Genomic DNA, 22011 nt, shown 5'->3' on the forward strand with positions numbered 1-22011 from the left:
CGGAGAAGGCTTTTTTGTATGTGAATTTGCAAGTAACACAAGAGATCCTTGCAGTCGGCAAAGCCGCTGCCTGCCTTCCGCGACTGGAAGAGAGGCGCGGCAAAGTTGTTGCGAACGGGACTCAGAACGTCTAAGGCTCAAGCACTCAGAGGCTTGAGACGCTTTCCCTCCCCCGAACAGAGCGATGCTGTTCTCCGAACCGGAGCGCCTTTGGCTTGTCGCCCTCTACACCCAGCCGCATTCTTGTTCGATCGGAAGAGGGAGACAAACAACGAAGCGCAGGTCGGAGAGCAGCATCGCGGCCCCAACCATCAGCGCTACAGCTAGCAAAAATAAGTTATCCACCGAGATATTAAGATTTCCACATGCTTGGTTGATAAATCGGCTGTAAATCGCTGTTTTTCAACAGATTATCCCCATTTTGCACATTTTTTTGTTTGAGCCGAGGTCGTGTTGTTTTATATATCTGTAAAAAACAGAAAAATGGGAATGGAGGACTTTCATGAAAATTCAGGTTGTAAAACAAAGGCGTACGGCATCATTCGCAGCGCTCGCTTTGGCCGGTTTATTAATTTGGCAGGCTCCTACCGAAGCGGCTGCGCCTCAATCATCCGTATCTGTCAAAGATTACGGAGCCGTACCGAACGGAAAAACCGATTCGTTGGCCGCTTTTCAAAAAGCGATTGCTGCGGCTAAAACCCGAGGGGGCAGCGTCTATGTCCCGCCGGGCAATTACGCGTTAAGCGGCCGCTTATTTGTGGATGGAGTGGGGATAACCGGCGCCGGGCAGAACTTGTCCATTCTGACTTCGACGGATCCTGCCAACGGTTCGATCGATCTGAAAGGCTCCAACGTCTCACTCAAAGACCTGACGCATGTATACAAAAATACCGCCGCGCGTGACGGTTCGGATGCCAAGAACAGCATAACGGTGCTGGGAGCGTCGAACTTCTCGATCCGCAATGTCCGAGTCGTCGGAGCGGGGACCGCCGGTATTCTGGTTCGGGACGAAGCAAAGGATGGCGTTATTTCCGATAACGTTATCAAGAACACCAAAGCCGACGGTATTCATATTACGGACGGCAGCAGCCGGATCACGATCGAGAATAATACCGTCAAACAGACCGGCGACGACACGATTGCCGTAGTCAGTTACAAGAAGGATCCTGTCGTGACAAGCGACGTCGTGATTCGAGGGAACTCGGTCGGTTACGCTTCGGGAGCCCGCGGCATCTCCGTGGTAGGCGGGAGCGGAGTGAAGATCGAGAAGAATACGATCAACAACACCGAAATGGCGGGAATTTATATCGCGGTCGAAGCGGCTTGGAAGACTCGCGACGTCAATGACGTGAATGTCAGCGGCAATACGATCGTAAAAACAGGCACCCGGCCGACCAACGACCATCCTAATGTACTCGTATTCGCGGATACCGGAAGCATCGACGAGATTCGCTTCGATCGAAACGTGATTACGGATTCGACCAATGCGGGGATCGGAGTATGGGGAGACGGCAAGATCGGCAAGATTTATTTTACGTTTAATCAGGTCAAGAATCCCGGACATGACGCGACCAATTTCAAGAAAGGCGATATTACGTCGGAAGGGAACAGCGGATTTTAACAGGCAAGCAGGAAGACCGCGAACCTCGCGGTCTTTTTTTGATATTCAAAAAAACGGGAAGTCTTGGCATTTGCAAAAAATATGCTATAATATACACAAAGTCAAAGAAAGTCAAAGTCAACTGTTTGTCGTGTCATCAATACCCTGCGACACGCCGCAAATTCACGGTGCCTAGCGGCTCGAAACCGTTCGGGCCGTACAAAAACAACCAGACGTTTCTTCCTTTTTGCGGAAGGGTTATTTTAAGAGTAGGCTCCACATTCGGACAGTAGGCCGAGCGGCGGCTCAGGTAGATCGTGGAGGGTGAGTCGATGCGTAACATATCCGATGTCATCGAGCATTATTTAAAGACGGTTCTTCAAGAAAGCCAAGGAGGCATGATCGAGATTCAACGCAACGATCTGGCCGACCGCTTCTCTTGTGTGCCGTCGCAGATCAATTACGTCATCAGTACGCGTTTTACGTTGGAAAAAGGATATTTGGTCGAAAGCAAGCGAGGCGGGGGAGGCTACATCCGGATTCAGCGTATCGAGCTTCCGGCCCATTCCGAGCTTCATGCCCATGTACACGAGACGATCGGCGGCGAGATGAGTCAAGCGGCAGCCGAAGGATTGATCTACCGTCTGGAAGAAGCGGGCTTGATCACCTGCCGGGAAGCCGCGGTCATGAGAGCGACGGTCTCGCGCAATACGCTGCTGCTCAAGCTGCCGTATCGGGACGAGATGAGAGCGCGCATCATGAAAGCGATGCTGATCGCGCTGATGGGGCAGCAATAACAAGAGAGTCGCGCAGGATTGCGGCGATTCAACGTTTATCAGTCGAAGGAGGTGGCGCGGATGCTGTGTCAAGAATGCCAACAGCGGCCCGCAACCCTGCATTTTACGAAGATTATCAACGGCGAGAAAAACGAATTCCATATTTGCGAACAGTGCGCGAGAGAGAAAGGCGAGACGATTCCCGGTACGGCCGGAGGCTTCTCGATTCATAATCTCCTCTCGGGATTTCTCGACTTCGACAATATGGCCGGCAAGACGCAATCGGGAACTCCGCCGCAGACCCAGCAGCAGCATTGCGAGGAATGCGGGATGACGTATGCCCAGTTCCGCAAAATCGGGCGTTTCGGATGCAGTTCTTGTTATAAATATTTCGACGATCGGATCGATCCGCTTCTTAAACGGGTGCATGGAGGAACCGTGCATGTCGGCAAAGTGCCGAAGCGAGGCGGGGCCGATTTGCAGGTTCAACGCGAGATCGACGCGCTCAAGCAGGAACTTCAAGAGCGGATCGAGAAGCAGGAGTTCGAAACGGCCGCCCAGCTTCGAGACCGCATTCGCGAGCTTGAGCTGCAGCGAACCCAGCGGTAAAGGAGGGACCGAACCATGTCGGATTTTACTTTTACGGAGAATGCGCTTAGCGCTTGGATGCAGGTCGAAGGACGCGACTCCGATATCGTCATCAGCAGCCGGGTAAGGATCGCGCGCAATTTGAGAAAACTGCCGTTTCCGCTTGTGGCGAACGAAGAGCAAGGGGAGCAGGTACGGGAGTTGGTCGTGGATGCCGCGGCCCGGGCGGCCGAAGAATTGGGACCGCTGCAGCCGATCCAACTCGACGAACTGAGCGAAGTGGATCGGCAGGTCTTGGTGGAGAAGCACTTGGTCAGCCCTACGCTGGCGAACGAATCCCAGAACCCGGCCGTCGTGCTGAGCGAAGACGAATCGCTGAGCATCATGATCAACGAAGAAGACCATATTCGCATCCAATGTCTGTATCCCGGATTTCAAGTGAAGCAGGCCTGGGAAAGAGCGACGGCGGTAGACGACGCGCTCGAAGCTTACGTGGATTACGCGTTCGACGATCGCCGCGGATACTTGACCAGTTGTCCGACCAACGTGGGAACCGGACTGCGGGCTTCCGTCATGATCCATATGCCCGCGCTCGTCATGACCCATCAAGTGGGCCGCATCCTTAATGCGGTTTCTCAGGTGGGCCTTACGGTGCGCGGCATCTACGGAGAAGGCAGCGAAGCGCAGGGCAATCTGTTCCAGATCTCCAATCAGATCACGCTCGGACAGAGCGAGCAAGAGATTGTGGACAATCTGGAAGGAATCGTGGCGCAGATTATCGAATATGAACGACAGGCGCGCAGCAGGCTCGTCGGCGAGTCGAAGATCCGTTTGTACGACCGCGTAATGCGTTCGTACGGGATTCTGACTCATGCGGCGATTATCGACGGCAAAGAAGCGGCGCAGCGGCTCTCGGATGTTCGTCTGGGCGTCGATCTCGGTTGGATCGACGCGCTGTCGATGACCTTGCTGAACGAACTTACCATTTTGACCCAGCCGAATTTCCTTCAGAAAACGTTCGGTGCTACAATGAACACATCGGAGAAGGATATGTACCGAGCGCAGTTGATTCGGGACAAATTGGTTAAAAGTAAAGAATAACCCGATTTCCCGTGTCGGCGGTCGAATCCGGCCGGAAGCTTACTAATTTGTGGAGGTGCTTCGCATATGATGTTTGGCAGATTTACGGAACGCGCGCAGAAGGTTCTGGCTCTCGCCCAAGAAGAAGCGGTGAGGCTGGGACATAACAACATTGGCACCGAACATATCCTGCTCGGCTTGATTCGCGAAGGCGAAGGCATCGCGGCCAAAGCGTTGATCGGACTGGGCCTCGGGCTGGAACAAATCCAGAACGAAGTCGAGACTTTGATCGGACGCGGCCAAGATCAGCCGACCAATATCGCATATACGCCTCGGGCGAAAAAAGTCATCGAGCTGTCGATGGACGAAGCTCGCAAGCTCGGCCACACTTACGTGGGCACGGAGCACATCCTGCTCGGTCTGATCCGCGAAGGCGAAGGCGTGGCGGCCCGCGTGCTGAACAACCTCGGCATCAGCCTCAACAAAGCCCGCCAGCAGGTGCTTCAGCTGCTCGGCAGCAGCGAAGCGGTATCGAGCCATCACGGCACGCCGGCTAACGTCAGCACGCCTACGCTGGACAGCCTGGCACGCGATCTGACGGCGTACGCCAAAGACGGCAACATCGATCCGGTCATCGGCCGCAGCAAAGAGATCGAACGCGTGATCCAAGTGCTCAGCCGCCGGACCAAAAACAATCCGGTACTGATCGGCGAACCGGGCGTAGGCAAAACGGCGATCGCCGAAGGCTTGGCCCAGAAGATCGTCAATAACGAAATTCCGGAAACGCTGCGCGAAAAACGCGTCATGACGCTCGATATGGGTTCGGTCGTCGCCGGTACCAAATACCGCGGCGAATTCGAAGACCGTCTGAAAAAGATCATGGACGAGATCCGTCAAGCGGGCAACGTCATCTTGTTCATCGACGAGCTGCATACGCTGATCGGAGCGGGCGGCGCGGAAGGCGCGATTGACGCGTCGAATATCCTGAAGCCGGCTCTGGCCCGCGGCGAACTTCAGTGCATCGGGGCCACGACGCTGGACGAATACCGCAAGTATATCGAGAAAGACGCCGCGCTGGAACGTCGTTTCCAACCGATTACGGTGGATCAACCTTCCGTCGACGAAGCGATCCAGATCCTCATGGGTCTGCGCGACCGTTACGAGGCGCATCACCGCGTGAAAATCACGGACGAAGCGATCGTGCAAGCGGTCAAGCTGTCGGACCGTTATATCACCGACCGCTTCCTGCCGGATAAGGCGATCGACTTGATCGACGAAGCGGGTTCCAAAGTAAGGCTTCACACGTATACGGTACCGCCGAATCTCAAACAGCTCGAAAACCGCTTGGAAGATATCCGCAAAGAGAAGGATTCCGCGGTTCAGAGCCAAGAATTCGAGAAAGCGGCCGCGCTGCGCGATACCGAGCAGAAGATCCGCGAAGAGCTGGAAATGACGCGCAATCAGTGGAAAGAAAAACAGGGCCGTACCGATTCCGAAGTAACGCCGGAAGATATCGCCGACGTGGTCAGCAACTGGACCGGCGTACCGGTCACGAAGCTGAAGGAAGAAGAAACGGAGCGCCTGCTCAATATGGAATCCCTGCTGCATGACCGCGTGATCGGTCAAGACGAAGCGGTCGTGGCCGTCAGCCGAGCGATCCGCCGCGCACGCGCCGGTCTCAAGGATCCGAAGCGTCCGATGGGTTCGTTCATCTTCCTCGGTCCTACGGGCGTAGGTAAAACGGAGCTGGCTCGCGCGCTTGCCGAAGCGATGTTCGGCGACGAAAATGCCGTCATCCGTATCGACATGTCGGAATACATGGAGAAACATTCGACGTCCCGTCTGGTCGGAGCGCCTCCGGGATACGTCGGTTACGAAGAAGGCGGACAGTTGACCGAGAAGGTCCGCCGCAAACCGTATTCCGTCGTCCTGCTGGACGAGATCGAAAAAGCGCACCCTGAAGTGTTCAACATTCTGCTTCAAGTGCTGGAAGACGGACGCCTGACCGACTCCAAAGGCCGCGTCGTCGACTTCCGCAATACGCTGATCATCCTGACGTCGAACGTCGGCGCGGACGCGATTCGCCGCAATTCGACGCTGGGCTTCACGGCCGCGGTCGACAGCGGAGCGGAATACAGCAATATGAAAGGCAAAGTCATGGACGAGCTGAAGAAGAGCTTCCGTCCGGAGTTCCTCAACCGGATCGACGAAGTGATCGTCTTCCACTCGCTGGAAGAGAAGCATATCGGACAGATCGTGACTTTGATGTCCGAAGAACTGCGTAAACGCCTGAACGAATACGGCGTGAACTTCAAGCTGACGGACGAAGCCAAAGCTTTCCTTGCCAAAGAAGGTTACGACCCGGCTTACGGCGCGCGTCCGCTGCGCCGGGCGATCCAGAAGCATATCGAGGACCGTCTGTCCGAAGAGCTGCTGACGGGCCGCGTGGCCAAAGGCGATTTCCTGTTGATCGACGAGAAAGAAGGCGCGTTGACCGTCGAAAAAGGCGAAGAACAGGCGGAGCCGGTCGTATCGGTGGAAAAATCGGATAAATAAGCAGGATCAGTGATAAGTGACAATAAAAGGCCCGGGCCGGGCGATGCTTCGCGCTTTTCCGGTCTGCCGGCCGCCGGAGCCGGGTCGCGAAAATTCGTTTTCGCGGCCTGGCTTTTTTTGCTTGGCAGACCGCTTTGCAGGGACTCGTTCCCCTTACTTTTGCGGACGATAAATGATAAACTTTGATAGGCAGGGCCTTCCGTATGCCGGAGGCGAACGGACGGTTTGGGAATGCCGGGAAACCGGCGAGAGAGGAGATCCATGGCCAAAACGAAAACGAAGTTTTATTGCACCGAATGCGGCTACGAATCGCCGAAATGGTACGGGAAATGCCCGGGATGCCAATCGTGGAACTCGATGGTCGAAGAAACGGTCAGCAGCGGCGTCAAAACGCAGGGGATGAGCGGAATGAACTCTTCCTTGTTTCAAGGGACGACCAAGCCTCAGTCCATCGTGGATATCGAAGGCGGTCAAGAACCGCGCGTCGATACGAAGATCGGCGAGCTGAACCGTGTTCTGGGAGGCGGCGTGGTTCCGGGTTCGCTGATTCTGGTCGGCGGAGATCCGGGCATCGGGAAATCGACGCTGCTCTTGCAGACGTCGCACTCGTTGGCCGCATCGGGACTTAAGGTATTGTATATTTCCGGCGAAGAATCGGTGAAGCAGACCAAACTTCGCGCCGAGCGGCTCGGCGCGTTGTCGGCTCAGCTGTACGTGCTTTGCGAGAGCAACATGGAACAGATCGAGCAGTCCATCGAGCAGATCGCGCCCGATTTTCTGGTCATCGACTCGATTCAGACCGTGTATCAGCCGGACGTGACCAGCGCGCCGGGCAGCGTGTCGCAGGTCCGCGAGTGTACGGCGCGCTTTATGCGGCTCGCCAAGAACGGCGGAATCGCGATCGTGCTGGTCGGACACGTCACCAAAGAAGGCGCGATCGCCGGACCGCGCATGTTGGAACATATGGTGGACTGCGTGCTGTATTTCGAAGGCGAGCGCCATCATACGTACCGGATTCTCCGCGCGGTGAAGAACCGTTTCGGTTCGACGAACGAGATGGGGATCTTCGAGATGCGCGAGCAAGGATTGGACGAAGTGACCAACCCTTCGGAACTGTTCTTGTCCGAGCGCGCGATGGGCGTGTCGGGGACGACCGTCGTGGCCAGCATGGAAGGAACGCGTCCGGTGTTGGTCGAGATTCAGGCCTTGGTCGCGACGACGCATTTCCCGTCGCCGAGACGGATGGGCACGGGCATTGATTACAACCGGTTGAACTTGATCATCGCGGTGCTGGAGAAACGCATGGGGCTCTATATGCAGACGCAGGACGCTTACGTCAACGTGGCGGGCGGCGTCCGGCTGGACGAGCCGGCGGTCGATCTGGCGATCGCCGTCAGCATCGCGTCCAGCGTGCAGGATAAGCCGACGCGGCCTTACGACGCGGTATTCGGCGAGATCGGCCTGACGGGCGAAGTCCGGGCGGTGGCGCGGGCGGAGCAGCGGGTCAAAGAAGCGCAGAAGTTGGGCTTCAAGCGGGTCATTTTGCCAGAGAAGAGCTTGAAGGGCTGGAAACATCCGAAAGGGATCGAACTGATCGGGGTCGAAACCGTTTCGCAGGCGCTCAAAGCGGCGCTAGAGTAGTGCGTTGACCATGGGGGTCGATGCAGGGGGAGGCAGGCTATGAAAGAATCGGAATCCGTAAAAATGAACGAGCTGCTCAAGCTCGTCGCGCCGGGAGCGCCTTTCCGCGACGGTCTTGAGAACGTGCTCCGGGCCAAGACCGGCGCTCTGATCGTGGTCGGGTACAGTCCCGAAGTGATGGAAGTCGTCGACGGCGGCTTCTCCATCAACTGCGACTTTTCGCCGAACTATCTGTACGAGCTGGCGAAGATGGACGGCGCCATCATCTTGAGCGAAGATCTCAAGCGCATCTTGTACGCCAATACCCAGTTGATTCCCGATCCGGCGATCTCGTCGTCGGAGACGGGCATTCGCCACCGAACGGCGGAACGCGTCGCCAAGCAGACCGGCAAGCTGGTCGTGTCCATTTCCCAGAGGCGCAATATCATCACGCTGTATCTGGGCAGCCTGCGTTACGCGCTCAAAGAAGTCGGCGTCATCCTGACCAAAGCGAATCAGGCGATCCAGACGCTGGAGCGATACAAAGCGGTGCTGACGCAGGCCATGACCAATCTCACCGCTTCGGAATTCGAAGAAATGGTGACGCTTGCGGAAGTCGTGGGCGTGATCCGTCGGGTAGAGATGGTGCTGCGCATCAAGACCGAGATTCAGCGTTACGTCAGCGAGCTGGGGAACGAAGGCCGACTGATCTCGATGCAAATGGAAGAATTGGTCGGCAACACCGAACGCGAAGTCTTGCTGCTGCTCAAAGACTACGTGGCGCAGAGCGGCGAAGAGCGGATCAAAGACGTGCTCGCCGCGCTTCGCCGATCCACCGACGACGAGCTGCTGGATACGGCGCATATCGTGCGTCTGCTCGGTTATCCGGCGCAGACGTCGGTCGCCGACGAGATGCTCACTCCGCGCGGTTATCGCGTACTCAGCAAGATTCCTCGCCTGCCGAACGTCATCGTGCACAACTTGACCGAACATTTCGGCAAACTGGGCCATGTCGTGCGGGCGGAGCTGGAAGAGTTGGACGAAGTCGACGGCATCGGCGGCGCCCGCGCCCGCACGATCAAAGAAGGTCTGCGGCGTTTGCAGGATCAAGTCTTTATCGACCGGCAGGTCTAAACGTTTCTACGCGATATAAGCGGTTTCACGGCGTCTTCCTTCGGGAAGGCGCTTGTCTTTTTCGGCGGAAGAAGCCGGGTTTTCAGGCCGTTTTCGGCAGGATTGTAGTTTTCCGTGCTTGCTGCGGGTATACTTAAGAGACGCGGAAAAACAGCGAAAACGGCATAAAGGCGGGGCTGAAAGCAATGGAACGGAATTTGAGCGTGATCGTGGTCGCGGCCGGCCGCGGCTCGCGCATGGGAACGGCGGAAAGCAAACAGTTTCTCGAATTGGACGGTCGTCCGCTGTTTCTGCGGGCGATCGAAACGTTCGGGCGTTTTGCCGCGACTGCGGAGATTATCGTGGTAACCGGGGCGGCCGACGTCGAACGCTGCGGCCGCTATATCGAAGAAGCGGGCTGCCCGCTCGTCGAAGCGGTCGTGGCCGGCGGTTCGGAACGTCAGCATTCCGTCTACGAAGGACTGAAGCACGCGCGATCCCCGTGGGTGATGGTGCACGACGGCGTAAGGCCTTTTATCCGCGAACGGGATATCGCTTCCTGCTACGAAGAGATGCAGCGAAGCGGCGCTTCCGTATTGGCGGTACCGGTCAAAGATACGATCAAGACCGTCGGCGAAGGCGGCACCATCGTCGATACGCCCGACCGCAGCCTGCTGTGGGCGATCCAGACGCCTCAAGGGTTCCGTACCGAAGAACTGCTGCGGGCTCATCGGCGCGCGGCGGAAGAAGGGTTCCTCGGAACGGACGATTCGATGCTCGCGGAGCGTCTGGGCGTTCCGGTCAGCGTCGCGCGGGGCGATTATACGAATATCAAGATTACGACGCCGGAGGATCTCGATTATGCGGAGTTCCTGCTCCGGGCGGAGACGAAGGAGAGAGAAGCATGATCAGAGTAGGACAAGGATTCGACGTGCATCAATTGACCGAAGGCAGGCCCTGCATCATCGGCGGGGTGACCATTCCTCATGAAAAAGGACTGCTGGGCCATTCCGACGCCGACGTGCTGCTGCATACGATCAGCGACGCGATTCTGGGCGCGCTGGCGCTGGGCGATATCGGCCGTCATTTTCCCGACACGGATCCGGCTTTCAAAGACGCGGACAGCGTGAAGCTGTTGGAGCGCGTCTGGGAGATGGCGACGGAGCGCGGCTACGTACTGGGCAATCTGGACGCGACCATCATCGCGCAGCAGCCGAAGATGGCGCCTTATATCCCGCAGATGGTGACCGTGATCGCCCGGGCGCTCGGCGCGGAAGAGTCGCAAGTCAACGTCAAAGCGACAACCACGGAATGGCTCGGCTTTACCGGAAGAGGCGAAGGCATCGCGGCGCAGGCCGTTGTTTGTCTGACGAAGGATATGCTATCATCGGAAAAGAGTTTGTAGAAACGATACGGGAGGAAGACGATCATGACTAAGGAAGTACGCGTACGGTATGCGCCGAGCCCGACGGGCCATCTGCATATCGGCAACGCCAGAACGGCGCTGTTCAATTACCTTTTCGCTCGCAATCAGGGCGGCAAATTCATCGTCCGCATCGAAGACACCGACGTGAAACGCAACGTGGCCGGCGGCGAAGAAAGCCAATTGAAATACATGAAATGGCTCGGCATCGACTGGGACGAAAGCATCGACATCGGCGGGGAGTACGGACCTTACCGCCAAACGGAACGGCTCGACGTCTATAAAATCTATTGGCAGGAGCTGCTCGACAAAGGGCTGGCTTACCTCTGCTACTGCACGGAAGAAGAGCTGGAAAAAGAACGCGAAGAACAAACCGCCGCAGGACTGACGCCGCGTTATTCGGGCAAACACCGGGACTTGACCGCGGAGCAGCGTCAAGCGTTCGAAGCCGAAGGCCGCGTGCCGAGCGTGCGTTTCCGCGTGCCGGAGAACAAAACGTATACGTTCGACGACATGGTCAAAGGAGAAATCTCCTTCACGACGGAAGATACGGGCGATTTCGTCATCGTGAAGCGCGACGGCATCCCGACGTACAACTTCGCCGTCGTCATCGACGACTACCTGATGAAGATCTCTCATGTGCTGCGCGGGGAAGACCATATCTCCAACACGCCGCGCCAGCTGATGATCTACGAAGCTTTGGGATGGGAAGCGCCGCGCTTCGCGCATATGACGCTGATCGTGGGCGACGACCACAAGAAGCTCAGCAAGCGGAACGAATCGATCATCCAGTTTATCTCGCAGTACGAAGAACTGGGCTACCTGCCGGAAGCCATGTTCAACTTCATCGCGCTGCTCGGCTGGTCGCCGGAAGGCGAAGAAGAGATCTTCGACCGCGAGCAGCTGATCTCGATCTTCAACGCGAACCGTCTGTCGAAGAGTCCGGCGGTGTTCGATCCGCATAAACTGGCGCATATCAACAACCATTACATCAAGAATGCCGATCCGAAGCGGATCGCCGATCTTGCGATTCCGCATCTGCAAAAAGCGGGGCTGCTGCCGGAAACCTTGGACGCGGCGCAGCGGGAATGGGCGGAACGCCTCGTGGCTCTGTATCAAGAGCAGATGAACGCGGCGTCGGACATCGTCAAGCTGTCGGAGATGTTCTTCCGCGAAGACGTCGAATTCGGCGACGAAGAACGCGAAGTGCTGGCCGACGAGAAAGCGCCGGTCGCGCTGGGCGCGTTCCTCGCCAAAGTCGAAGCTTCCGACGAGTTCACGCCGGAGCGCATGGCGGCCTTGATCAAAGAAGTGCAGAAAGAGAACGGCATCAAAGGCAAACAGCTGTTCATGCCGATTCGCGTCGCGCTCACCGGACAAATGCACGGACGAGACTTGAACCAGACGATCTACCTGCTGGGCAAAGAAACCGTCATCGAGCGCTTGAAAGCCCAAACGGCGTAAACGACCCGCGGGGCGAGGTTCGGCTTCCTTTTCGCGGAGTCCGCTTCCTTGATTGACCGGGAACCAAACGATTGTCAGACCGCGGGGATTCGTTTATAATGGCTAAACAAGATCTATCCAACCTCGTATTCAATCGAATATTTCTATAGCGAAGATCAGGAGAAGTACGTTGTACGCCGCATCCCCAGAGAGGACGGCCGAACGCTCGAAGCCCTTGCGGGCCGAACGGCGGGGAGCTGGGAGTCGTCCGGAGCGGCAGACGGAAATGCGCCTGTGAGCAGCGGATTCGAACTTCGAGCGCTTGAAGCGCCCGGAGCTAGAGTCCGCCGGCCGGTCCCCGTTACGGACTTTGAACGAGACGGACTTCCCGAGCGATCGGAGCAGGTCCAAGCAGAGTGGAACCGCGGTCGAACGCCTCTGCAGCATGATATATGCTGCCGGGGCGTTTTTATTTTGGGGCAATGGAAGCGAGGAAGCGTGATGTTCAAATCGATGAAGTCCGATATCCGCGCGGTATTCGATAACGATCCGGCGGCGAGAAGTATGTTTGAAGTCGTATTCACCTATTCGGGGCTGCATGCGATCTGGGCCCATCGAGTCGCGCACAAGCTGTACGGTTGGCGGCGTTTCACGCTGGCCCGGTTCGTGTCGCAGATCAGCCGCTTTTTCACCGGGATCGAGATCCATCCGGGCGCGACGATCGGCCAGCGGCTGTTCATCGACCACGGCATGGGCGTGGTGATCGGCGAGACGTGCGAGATCGGCGACGACGTCGTCATCTATCAAGGCGTGACGCTGGGAGGCACCGGCAAAGAAAAAGGCAAACGGCATCCGACGATCGGCAACAACGTGGTGGTCGGCTCGGGCGCGAAAGTGCTCGGTTCCATCAAGGTCGGCGATCAGAGCAACATCGGTTCCAATTCCGTCGTGCTCAAAGAAGTGCCGCCCAACAGCACGGTCGTCGGTATTCCCGGGCAGATCGTTCGGCAGCACGGACGCAAAGTGGATCGCTTGAGCCATCAGATGCCGGATCCGTCGCACGACGCGATCTGCGAGCTGCGGCGCCAGATCGGCGAACTTCAGCAAGAACTGGACCGGGTGCGCGAAGACGCGTACGGCAAGCCGCCGCGCGCGGCAGGTAACGGAGACGGCAAACTGTAAACGAGATCGAGAGAGGAACGTGGAAAAATGACGCTGCAAATCTACAATACGATGTCGAGAGAAAAAGAGGAATTCGTGCCGGTCGATCCGGGTAAAGTGAATATGTACGTATGCGGTCCGACCGTATACGACTACATTCACATCGGGAACGCTCGTCCCATGATCTTTTTCGACGTGGTCCGAGCTTATCTGGAAGATCGCGGTTACGACGTGAACTACGTCGCCAACTTTACCGACGTGGACGACAAGCTGATCCGCAAAGCGGAAGCGATGAACACGACGGTGCCGGAAGTGGCGGAAACGTTTATCGCGGCTTACTACGAAGATCTGGAAGGGCTCGGCGTGCAGAGAGCGACCTTGAATCCGCGCGTGACCGAAAACATGGACGACATCATCGCGTTCATCGGCGAACTGGTGGATACGGACCATGCTTACGCGAGCGGCGGCGACGTCTACTTCCGGACTTCCAGCTTCGAAGGATACGGCAAACTGTCGCGTCAGAATCTGGAACAGCTTCAATTCGGCATCCGGATCGAAGTCGACGCGCGCAAAGAGAACCAAGAAGACTTCGTGCTCTGGAAAGGGGCAAAATCGGGCGAGATCTTCTGGGAAAGCCCTTGGGGACCGGGTCGTCCGGGTTGGCATATCGAATGCTCCGCGATGGCGCGCCGCTATCTCGGCGACACGCTGGACATTCACGGCGGCGGACAAGACCTTCAATTCCCGCACCACGAGTGCGAGATCGCCCAATCGGAATCGCTGACCGGCCACCCGCTGTCCAACTATTGGATGCATAACGGTTACGTCAATATCGACAACGAGAAAATGTCCAAGTCGCTCGGCAACGGGATCACGGTCAAAGAACTGCGCGCCCGTTACAAAAAAGAAGCGCTGCGTTACTTCGTATTGTCGACGCAGTACCGCAACCCGCTGAACTTCAGCGCGGACAACATGCAGCAGTCGCTGAACAGCGTGGAACGCATCGAAAACGCGGTCGGCGCGGTACATCATCGTCTGAGCGCCGCGACCGCGGGAACCGAAGGCGTGACGGAAGAACTGCAAACGAAGCTCGCGGCGGTGCTGAACGATTTTTATGCCAAAATGGACGACGACTTCAACACGCCGGATGCGGTGACCGCCGTGTTCGAATGGGTGAACGAAGCGAATCTGGTGCTGCGCCAAGACGTCGCGCGCAAAGCGGATCTCGAAGCGCTGCTGGAGGCTTTCCGCAAGATGAACGCCGTGCTGCGCATCGCGGCCGAGCCGGGCGCGGAGCTGCTGGACGAGGAAGTGGAAGCCTTGATCGCGGAACGCGCCGAAGCGCGCAAAGCGAAGAACTGGAGCCGCTCCGACGAAATTCGCGATCTGCTCGCCGAACAAGGCATCCTGCTGGAAGATACGCCGCAGGGCATGAGATGGCGGAGAAAATAAGATGACGGAACGCGAGAAGCCGGAAGGCCTGCTGTTCGATTACCCGCCGTCCAAGCCGCCGGGATTGCTGCCGCCGCTCGTGCTGGCTTATATCGGAGACGCGGTCTTCGAAGTGGCGATCCGCCAATATCTGATCGGGCACGCGAATCTGCGGCCGCATCATCTGCATCGCGAGGCGACCAAGCTCGTCTCGGCAGGCGCTCAGGCCCGTATGCTGTTTCGGATCGAAGAAGAACTGACCGAAGAAGAAGCGGATATCGTCCGCCGCGGCCGCAACGCCAAATCCGGCTCCGTGCCGAAGAACGCCGACGTGCTCGAATACCGGCACGCGACGGCGCTGGAATGTCTGGCGGGTTATCTCTATTACGGCGGCCGCGTCGGCCGGCTGGAAGATCTGATCCGCATCGGTCTGGCTCCGCTTCCGGAAGACGGAGAAACGAAGCCAGGCGGCGAATCCTAACGCATCAAGAATATCAACCAATAACGGCGGCAGAGGCTCGCCGGCGGAAAGGAAGAATCGGAATGGAAGAAGAATTGATTGCCGGCAAGCACTCGGTCGCCGAGGCGCTAAGAGCCGGTAGAAGCATCAACAAGATCTGGATCGCGGAGGGCACGCAGCAGAAGCAGATGCAGCCGATCCTGACGGAAGCGAAAAAACGCGGCGTCGTCGTTCAGACGGCCGACAAGCGCAAGCTGGACACGCTCGTGCCGGGCATCCAGCACCAAGGCGTCGTGGCTCAAGCCGCGCCTTACGTCTACGCGGAGGTGGAAGACCTGCTCGCGGCTGCGGCGGCCAAAGACGAAGATCCGTTCCTGCTGATCCTCGACGAGATCGAAGACCCGCATAATCTGGGTTCGATCCTGCGGACGGCGGACTGCACGGGCGTGCACGGGGTCATCATTCCCAAGCGCCGTTCGGCGCAGGTCAACGCGACCGTGTCCAAGACGAGCGCGGGAGCGGCGGAATACGTGCCGGTCGCGCGTGTGAGCAATCTGGCGCAGACGATGGAGAAGCTCAAGGAAGCCGGCGTATGGATCGCGGGCACCGACGTGCGCGCCGAAGGCGAGATCTACGAAACGGACGTGTTCAAAGGTCCGGTCGCGCTGGTGATCGGCAACGAAGGCGAAGGCATGGGCCGCCTCGTGCGCGAGACCTGCGACGTGCTCGTCAAGCTGCCGATGCAGGGGCAGATCAACTCGTTGAACGCTTCCGTCGCCGCCGGCGTCGTCATGTACGAAGTGCTTCGCCAGCGCAGCGGCAGAAAGTAGAAGACGGCGATGGGCGATTTGCGGGATGTACTGCTGGTGGACGGCTACAACATGATCGGAGCCTGGCCCGACCTGGCTCCGCTGTCGCAAATCGACATGAACGAAGCGCGGGATCGGCTGCTGGAACGTTTGGCCGATTACCAGGCTTTTACGGGCCGGCGAGTCATTGCGGTGTTCGACGCGTACCGGGTTCCCGGCAAAGGGCGGACGTTCGAACAAGGGCGCGTCGAAATCTACTTCACGAAAGAAAAGGAGACGGCCGACGAAGCGATCGAACGTTTCGCCGGCCAGCTTCGGAGCAAACGCCGCCGCGTCTACGTCGCGACGAGCGACTTCGTGGAGCAGAGCGTCGCTTTCGCGCAGGGCGCGCTTCGCGTTCCGGCGTTGGAACTGCTGACGGACGTCGAGCAGAGCGAACGCGAGATCGGCAAGCGGATCGCGGAGCAGGCGCAGCGCGGCAGCCGCAACACGATCGACGGCAAATTGACGCCCGAGCAGCTCAAGCTGTTCGAACTTTGGAGACGCCAGTGAAGAATAGGGAAAGAGCGTATCGAATCCTTCTGCGCATCCGAGAGAAGCGAGTGGTACGGCGAATTTTACAACTCGGTGTACAAAAAGGAATTATTCGGCACGCTCTCCCTCTTTTGGGCGTTATGCGGTTGACGGTGTAAGGTGACATAATATATACTGGGTCTAACTTTTACGACAGGCTCGAAACTTGCGCCGCGGCCGGAGGGATTGCTGGTGAGTGTAGATCTCAAAGACGTCATAGTTTCACCTTACGATTTCCAATGCGACGAAGAAGTCGTGGAAGCCGTTCGTGCCGGCGACAGCGAAGCGCTGGAATACCTGATCAACAAGTATCGGAATTTCGTTCGCGCGAAAGCGCGTTCATATTTCCTGATCGGGGCGGACCGGGAGGATATCATCCAAGAAGGCATGATCGGTCTGTACAAGTCGATTCGCGATTTCCGCGGCGACAAGCTGGCCTCTTTCAAGGCGTTTGCCGAATTGTGCATCACGCGGCAGATTATCACGGCGATCAAGACGGCGACGCGGCAGAAACATATTCCGCTCAATTCGTACGTCTCGCTGGACAAGCCGATCTACGAAGAAGATTCCGACCGCACGCTGCTCGACGTGATCTGCGTCTCGCAGGTCTGCGATCCGGAAGAGCTGATCATCAACCGGGAAGAGTTTAACGGGTTGGAAGACAAAATGTCGGAAATTCTGAGCGAGCTGGAACGTCAGGTGTTGATGCTGTATTTGGACGGAAGGTCTTATCAAGAGATCGCCGTCGATCTGCGGAGGCACGTCAAATCGATCGACAACGCGCTGCAGCGGGTGAAACGCAAGTTGGAGCGGTATCTGGAAGTCAGGGATCAATTCTAAAAAAGGGCTTTGCGCATCGCGGTCCGTTCATCGTTACATAGACCAGGCAGCCGATCCGGAAGCGGCGGCGGCCGAAGAGGCTCCCTTCAGGGGGCCTTTTTTATAGGCAGAGCGCTTGGAACGCGAAAAACGAAATCAGGATACACGCGGCTGAGTTGCTGTAGTTTTTCGTTGACAGCCTATACCGGCTATGCTAAAGTGTTTTAGGTAGGCCTAAAATTATGATTTTAGGCTCAATACGAGTTCTTCTATTGAAGGATATCTTCGGGAGGTGTACATCTATGCGGGTTATTATCACGTTGGCATGCACGCAGTGCAAGCAGCGCAATTATACAACGATGAAAAACAAACGTAATCACCCTGACCGCATGGAGATGAAGAAGTATTGCAAGTATTGTAACTCGCAAACTCCTCATCGTGAAACCAGATAGTTTGTTGGAGGTGTCGTCGGCGTGAAAAAAAGCTTCAAGTCTATGTTTTCCTTTTTCTCCGAAAGCTGGGCTGAACTTAAAAAGGTTCGCTGGCCCAATCGCAAAGAACTGACCAACTACTCGCTGGTCGTGCTGGGTACGATTGTTGTGATGGCTGTATTCTTTTGGGTAATTGACATCGGACTGTCTTATGCGATTGAAGCGATAATTTAAGGAAGGGCCTGTAGGTGGCTTGATATGGAAAAAAGATGGTACGTCGTTCATACCTACTCCGGGTATGAGAACAAAGTCAAAGCCAATTTGGAAAAACGCGTAGAATCGATGGGCATGGAAGACAAGATTTTCCGGGTTCTTGTTCCGATGGAAGAAGAACTGGTCGACAAAGACGGCAAGAAAAAAACCGTCATGCGTAAAGTATATCCCGGTTATGTCTTGGTAGAAATGATCCAAACCGATGATTCTTGGTATGTTGTCCGCAACACGCCGGGCGTCACCGGATTCGTAGGTTCGACGGGTTCCGGTTCCAAGCCGACAGCCCTGCTTCCGGAAGAGGTAGAACAAATTCTGAAGCATATGGGCATGGACGAGCCGAAACCGAAGATCGAATTCGATCTGAAGGAATCCGTGCGTATCAAAGTTGGTCCTTTCGCGAACTTTGTCGGAACGGTGGAAGAAATTCTGCTCGACAAAAGCAAGCTGAAGGTTCACGTCAACATGTTCGGGCGCGAGACTCCGCTTGAACTGGATTACACGCAAGTCGAAAAGATTTAACTAACGCAAGGAGGTGTTTCTCAGATGGCAAAGAAAGTCATTAAAATGGTGAAACTTCAAATTCCTGCTGGCAAAGCGAACCCTGCGCCACCGGTAGGTCCGGCACTGGGTCAAGCAGGCGTGAACATCATGGCATTCTGCAAAGAGTTCAACGCTCGCACAGCGGATCAAGCAGGTCTGATCATTCCGGTCGAGATCTCCGTATTTGAAGACCGTTCGTTTACTTTCATCACGAAAACTCCGCCGGCTGCAGTTCTGCTGCGCGTCGCTGCGAAGATCGAGAAAGGTTCGGGCGAACCGAACAAAAAGAAAGTCGCAACGGTAAACCGCGATACTGTTCGTCAGATCGCTGAACAAAAAATGCCTGACCTGAACGCGGCGAACGTCGAGTCCGCTATGCGCATGGTCGAAGGTACTGCCCGCAGCATGGGCATCACGATCCAAGACTAATTCTTGCGATTCGTTCCAAAGCCGAGCCTCATAGGCAGTGCGGCATACGTGGGAGGGTTACCCGCTAACACCACAAAGGAGGAATACACACATGGCTAAACACGGTAAGAAATACGTAGAAGCTGCCAAGCTGATCGACAGCGAAGCAACTTACGAACCAACCGAAGCCGTAGGTCTCGTCAAAAAGACGGCAACCGCTAAATTCGACGAAACCGTCGAAGCAGCAGTACGTCTGGGCGTAGACCCGCGTAAACAAGACCAAGCCGTTCGCGGCGTCGTTGTCCTGCCACACGGCACAGGCAAAACGCAACGCGTACTGGTATTTGCGAAAGGCGATAAAGCGAAGGAAGCGGAAGCTGCCGGAGCGGACTTCGTAGGCGATCAGGACATGATCAACAAGATCCAACAAGGTTGGTTCGAGTTCGACGTCTGCGTAGCAACGCCTGACATGATGAGCGAAGTCGGTAAACTGGGTCGTCTGCTCGGCGGTAAAGGCCTCATGCCTAACCCTAAAGCAGGTACAGTTACTTTCGACGTTACCAAAGCCGTTCAAGAAATCAAGGCTGGTAAAATCGAATACCGTCTGGACAAAGCAGGCCAAATCCATGCACCGATCGGCAAAGCGTCGTTCAGTGAGGATCAGTTGAACGAAAACCTGAAAGCACTGATGGACGCGCTGAACCGCGCTAAACCGGCTGCCGCTAAGGGCGTTTACCTGAAAGGCGTAGCTGTGTCCGCAACGATGGGACCGAGCATTCGCGTTAACACAGCCGCTTACAGATAAAAAAGTGTTGACTTCGGTCGACTCTTTCGATAAACTGTAGAAGCTGTTTCATTCCGTTCTTACAGAACGGTCTGCTAAATTTGAATATGCTTACCGTAGACAGTAGGTGCCCTCGGGCTTAATTTCCTACCGAGGTGTCGTGATAGAATTTCAGCTTCGCTGATTCGTCAAGCCTTCGTCTTCTGCGGAGGCTTTTCTTATTGCCTGCGCTGCGTCGCAAGACGCATCATTACAAGGCGAACGACCGGGCGGCCCGCTGCGGCGCATCCGGACTTCGCTTGAATTCAACAGGAGGTGTACGATTTGGCTAACGCAAAAGTAATCACTGCTAAAGAAGCAGCGGTAAACGAAATCGCCGGCAAATTGCGCGAAAGCGTAACGACCGTCGTTGTCGATTATCGCGGCCTGAACGTAGCTCAAGTTACCGAGCTGCGCAAACAGCTGCGCGAAGCGGGCATCGAGTTCCAAGTGTTGAAAAACACTCTGGTACGCCGCGCGACTGCAGCTGCCGAACTGAGCGATCTTGACGCGGTTCTGACCGGCCCGACAGCAATTGCTTTCGGTACGGAAGACGCTGTAGCGCCTGCTAAAATCCTGAACGACTTCGCGAAAACGAATGACGCTCTGGAACTGAAAGGCGGCGTGGTCGAAGGACGCGTAGTAAGTGCCGACGAACTGAAAGCACTGGCTTCCCTGCCTTCCCGCGAAGGTTTGCTGTCCATGCTCCTCAGCGTGCTTCAAGCACCGGTGCGCAACTTCGCACTGGCTGTCAAAGCCGTTGCGGACAAAGACGAGCAACAATCTGCTTAAGATCGCTTAGCGATCTCATGCAAAATGCATCATCCCGTTTCACAAAATCGACAGCCTTAACCGGCTGATCCCACATACCCAAATGGAGGTTCAATCATGAGCAACGAGCAAATCCTTGAAGCCATCAAAGGCATGACTGTACTGGAACTGAACGACCTGGTTAAAGCAATCGAAGAAGAATTCGGCGTAACTGCAGCAGCTCCGGTAGCAGCAGTAGGCGGCGGCGCAGCAGCAGCTGAAGCTGAGCAAACTGAATTCGACGTTATCCTGACAAGCGCTGGCGCTTCGAAGATCAACGTAATCAAAGTCGTTCGCGAAATCACAGGTCTGGGCCTGAAAGAAGCGAAAGAAGTTGTAGACAACGCTCCAAAAGCAATCAAAGAAAAAACTTCCAAAGAAGACGCAGAAGCGGTTAAAGCTAAGCTTGAAGAAGCTGGCGCTTCCGTAGAAGTGAAGTAATTCTTCTTTAAATAAGCTTTACACAGGCAGACCCTCGAAGTTATCCTGCTTCGGGGGTCTGTTCTCGTATTTGACCGTGAGCGGGACTTGGATCAACGGCAGAAGGGATTGAAGCGGATGTCGGATCATTATTATTCCAATCGTCCTTCCGCGGCGCATGACCGTAGGACGATCGAAGACGAACTGCGCGGCCGCAAGGTGCGTCTCGTTACCGATGCGGGCGTCTTTTCCAAAGGCGGGCTGGATTACGGAAGTCGGGTGCTGATCGACGCGCTGGATATTCCGGTCGGTGCTTCCGTTCTCGACGTAGGCTGCGGTTACGGGCCGATCGGCATTGCCGCCGGCATTTTGGGCGCAGGAAAAGTCACCATGTTGGACGTGAACGAAAGAGCGGTCGAATTGGCGCGCGAGAATGCGGCAGCCAACGGGATCGCGCAGGCCAAAGCGATGCAAAGCGATCTGCTCGAAGCGGTGTCGGAAGAGCGTTTCGACGTGATCATTACCAATCCGCCGATCCGCGCCGGCAAAGAAACGGTACATCGGCTGTTCGAACAGGCGAGCGAACGTTTGAACTCCGGGGGTTCGTTGTGGATCGTGATTCAAAAGAAACAAGGCGCACCGTCGGCGAAAGCCAAATTGGAAACCTTGTTCGAACGGGTAGAAGAGGTTACGAAAGATAAAGGTTACCGAATCTATCAAGCGATCAAAGGGAATTGAGCGGGTTTGCCAAACTTCTTCGAGGGAAAAACGGAGAAGGGGTTGACCTGGCAGCAAGGCCGTGTTATAGTTGTAAAATGTCAGTATAGAATGCCCTACGTGGCTTTACCATATTA

Annotated in this window: 24 protein-coding genes and 1 other annotated feature; all 24 genes read left to right on the top strand. The window is 56.2% G+C overall.

The window, feature by feature from the left end:
- Positions 1–502: 502 nt before the first annotated feature.
- Positions 503–1621 (top strand): glycosyl hydrolase family 28-related protein, encoded by a 1119-nt coding sequence (locus CDO73_RS24030; protein ID WP_088491063.1) that lies wholly within the window; start codon positions 503–505, stop codon positions 1619–1621.
- Between the two features lie 311 nt (positions 1622–1932).
- The gene (locus CDO73_RS24035; RefSeq protein ID WP_088491064.1) at positions 1933–2397 is read left to right on the top strand and encodes a CtsR family transcriptional regulator; all 465 of its coding nucleotides are present in this window, start codon (positions 1933–1935) and stop codon (positions 2395–2397) included.
- 60 nt (positions 2398–2457) lie between these two features.
- Complete coding sequence (gene mcsA / locus CDO73_RS24040) at positions 2458–2985, top strand: protein-arginine kinase activator protein McsA (protein ID WP_088491065.1); 528 nt, start codon at positions 2458–2460, stop codon at positions 2983–2985.
- 15 nt (positions 2986–3000) lie between these two features.
- Positions 3001–4065, top strand: a complete 1065-nt coding sequence (gene mcsB, locus CDO73_RS24045) for a protein arginine kinase (RefSeq protein WP_088491066.1) — start codon at positions 3001–3003, stop codon at positions 4063–4065.
- A 66-nt stretch (positions 4066–4131) separates the two neighbouring features.
- Entirely contained in the window at positions 4132–6600 is a 2469-nt protein-coding gene (locus CDO73_RS24050) for an ATP-dependent Clp protease ATP-binding subunit (protein ID WP_088491067.1), read from the top strand.
- 261 nt (positions 6601–6861) lie between these two features.
- Positions 6862–8241, top strand: coding sequence for a DNA repair protein RadA (gene radA / locus CDO73_RS24055; protein ID WP_088491068.1), 1380 nt, complete (start codon positions 6862–6864; stop codon positions 8239–8241).
- A gap of 39 nt (positions 8242–8280) precedes the next feature.
- The gene (gene disA / locus CDO73_RS24060) at positions 8281–9354 is read left to right on the top strand and encodes a DNA integrity scanning diadenylate cyclase DisA (RefSeq protein WP_088491069.1); all 1074 of its coding nucleotides are present in this window, start codon (positions 8281–8283) and stop codon (positions 9352–9354) included.
- 185 nt (positions 9355–9539) lie between these two features.
- Positions 9540–10241, top strand: a complete 702-nt coding sequence (gene ispD / locus CDO73_RS24065; RefSeq protein WP_088491070.1) for a 2-C-methyl-D-erythritol 4-phosphate cytidylyltransferase — start codon at positions 9540–9542, stop codon at positions 10239–10241.
- Entirely contained in the window at positions 10238–10738 is a 501-nt protein-coding gene (gene ispF / locus CDO73_RS24070; protein WP_088491071.1) for a 2-C-methyl-D-erythritol 2,4-cyclodiphosphate synthase, read from the top strand. The genes ispD and ispF overlap by 4 nt, the downstream gene beginning before the upstream one ends.
- A 24-nt stretch (positions 10739–10762) precedes the next feature.
- On the top strand, positions 10763–12220 hold the full coding sequence (gene gltX, locus CDO73_RS24075; protein ID WP_088491072.1) for a glutamate--tRNA ligase: 1458 nt from the start codon (positions 10763–10765) through the stop codon (positions 12218–12220).
- A 480-nt stretch (positions 12221–12700) separates the two neighbouring features.
- A complete protein-coding gene (gene cysE, locus CDO73_RS24080) occupies positions 12701–13381 on the top strand; it encodes a serine O-acetyltransferase (RefSeq protein WP_088491073.1) in 681 nt (226 codons plus the stop codon).
- A gap of 27 nt (positions 13382–13408) precedes the next feature.
- On the top strand, positions 13409–14812 hold the full coding sequence (cysS, locus tag CDO73_RS24085) for a cysteine--tRNA ligase (RefSeq protein WP_088491074.1): 1404 nt from the start codon (positions 13409–13411) through the stop codon (positions 14810–14812).
- A gap of 1 nt (position 14813) precedes the next feature.
- Positions 14814–15272 carry a Mini-ribonuclease 3 gene (locus tag CDO73_RS24090; protein ID WP_088491075.1) on the top strand — a complete coding sequence of 153 codons (459 nt, stop codon included), beginning with the start codon at positions 14814–14816 and terminating at the stop codon, positions 15270–15272.
- 62 nt (positions 15273–15334) lie between these two features.
- Entirely contained in the window at positions 15335–16081 is a 747-nt protein-coding gene (gene rlmB, locus CDO73_RS24095) for a 23S rRNA (guanosine(2251)-2'-O)-methyltransferase RlmB (RefSeq protein ID WP_088491076.1), read from the top strand.
- A 9-nt stretch (positions 16082–16090) separates the two neighbouring features.
- Positions 16091–16612 (top strand): NYN domain-containing protein, encoded by a 522-nt coding sequence (locus CDO73_RS24100; protein WP_088491077.1) that lies wholly within the window; start codon positions 16091–16093, stop codon positions 16610–16612.
- 213 nt (positions 16613–16825) lie between these two features.
- Positions 16826–17473 carry an RNA polymerase sporulation sigma factor SigH gene (gene sigH, locus CDO73_RS24105; protein WP_088491078.1) on the top strand — a complete coding sequence of 216 codons (648 nt, stop codon included), beginning with the start codon at positions 16826–16828 and terminating at the stop codon, positions 17471–17473.
- Positions 17474–17754: 281 nt separating this feature from the next.
- Positions 17755–17904 (top strand): 50S ribosomal protein L33, encoded by a 150-nt coding sequence (gene rpmG, locus CDO73_RS24110; protein WP_087801972.1) that lies wholly within the window; start codon positions 17755–17757, stop codon positions 17902–17904.
- 21 nt (positions 17905–17925) lie between these two features.
- Positions 17926–18117, top strand: coding sequence for a preprotein translocase subunit SecE (gene secE / locus CDO73_RS24115; RefSeq protein ID WP_088491079.1), 192 nt, complete (start codon positions 17926–17928; stop codon positions 18115–18117).
- 24 nt (positions 18118–18141) lie between these two features.
- Positions 18142–18675, top strand: coding sequence for a transcription termination/antitermination protein NusG (gene nusG, locus CDO73_RS24120; protein WP_088491080.1), 534 nt, complete (start codon positions 18142–18144; stop codon positions 18673–18675).
- A 24-nt stretch (positions 18676–18699) separates the two neighbouring features.
- Complete coding sequence (rplK, locus tag CDO73_RS24125) at positions 18700–19125, top strand: 50S ribosomal protein L11 (protein WP_037291610.1); 426 nt, start codon at positions 18700–18702, stop codon at positions 19123–19125.
- Positions 19126–19216: 91 nt separating this feature from the next.
- Positions 19217–19909 (top strand): 50S ribosomal protein L1, encoded by a 693-nt coding sequence (rplA, locus tag CDO73_RS24130; RefSeq protein ID WP_088491081.1) that lies wholly within the window; start codon positions 19217–19219, stop codon positions 19907–19909.
- Between the two features lie 75 nt (positions 19910–19984).
- Positions 19985–20116: a sequence feature (ribosomal protein L10 leader region), on the top strand.
- 96 nt (positions 20117–20212) lie between these two features.
- On the top strand, positions 20213–20719 hold the full coding sequence (gene rplJ, locus CDO73_RS24135) for a 50S ribosomal protein L10 (protein WP_087801966.1): 507 nt from the start codon (positions 20213–20215) through the stop codon (positions 20717–20719).
- Between the two features lie 96 nt (positions 20720–20815).
- Positions 20816–21178, top strand: coding sequence for a 50S ribosomal protein L7/L12 (rplL, locus tag CDO73_RS24140; RefSeq protein ID WP_088491082.1), 363 nt, complete (start codon positions 20816–20818; stop codon positions 21176–21178).
- A 117-nt stretch (positions 21179–21295) separates the two neighbouring features.
- A complete protein-coding gene (locus CDO73_RS24145; RefSeq protein WP_088491083.1) occupies positions 21296–21895 on the top strand; it encodes a class I SAM-dependent methyltransferase in 600 nt (199 codons plus the stop codon).
- Positions 21896–22011: the final 116 nt, after the last annotated feature.

This window comes from Saccharibacillus sp. O23 (genome assembly GCF_002205895.1).
In the GTDB taxonomy this organism is placed as follows: Bacteria; Bacillota; Bacilli; order Paenibacillales; family Paenibacillaceae; genus Saccharibacillus.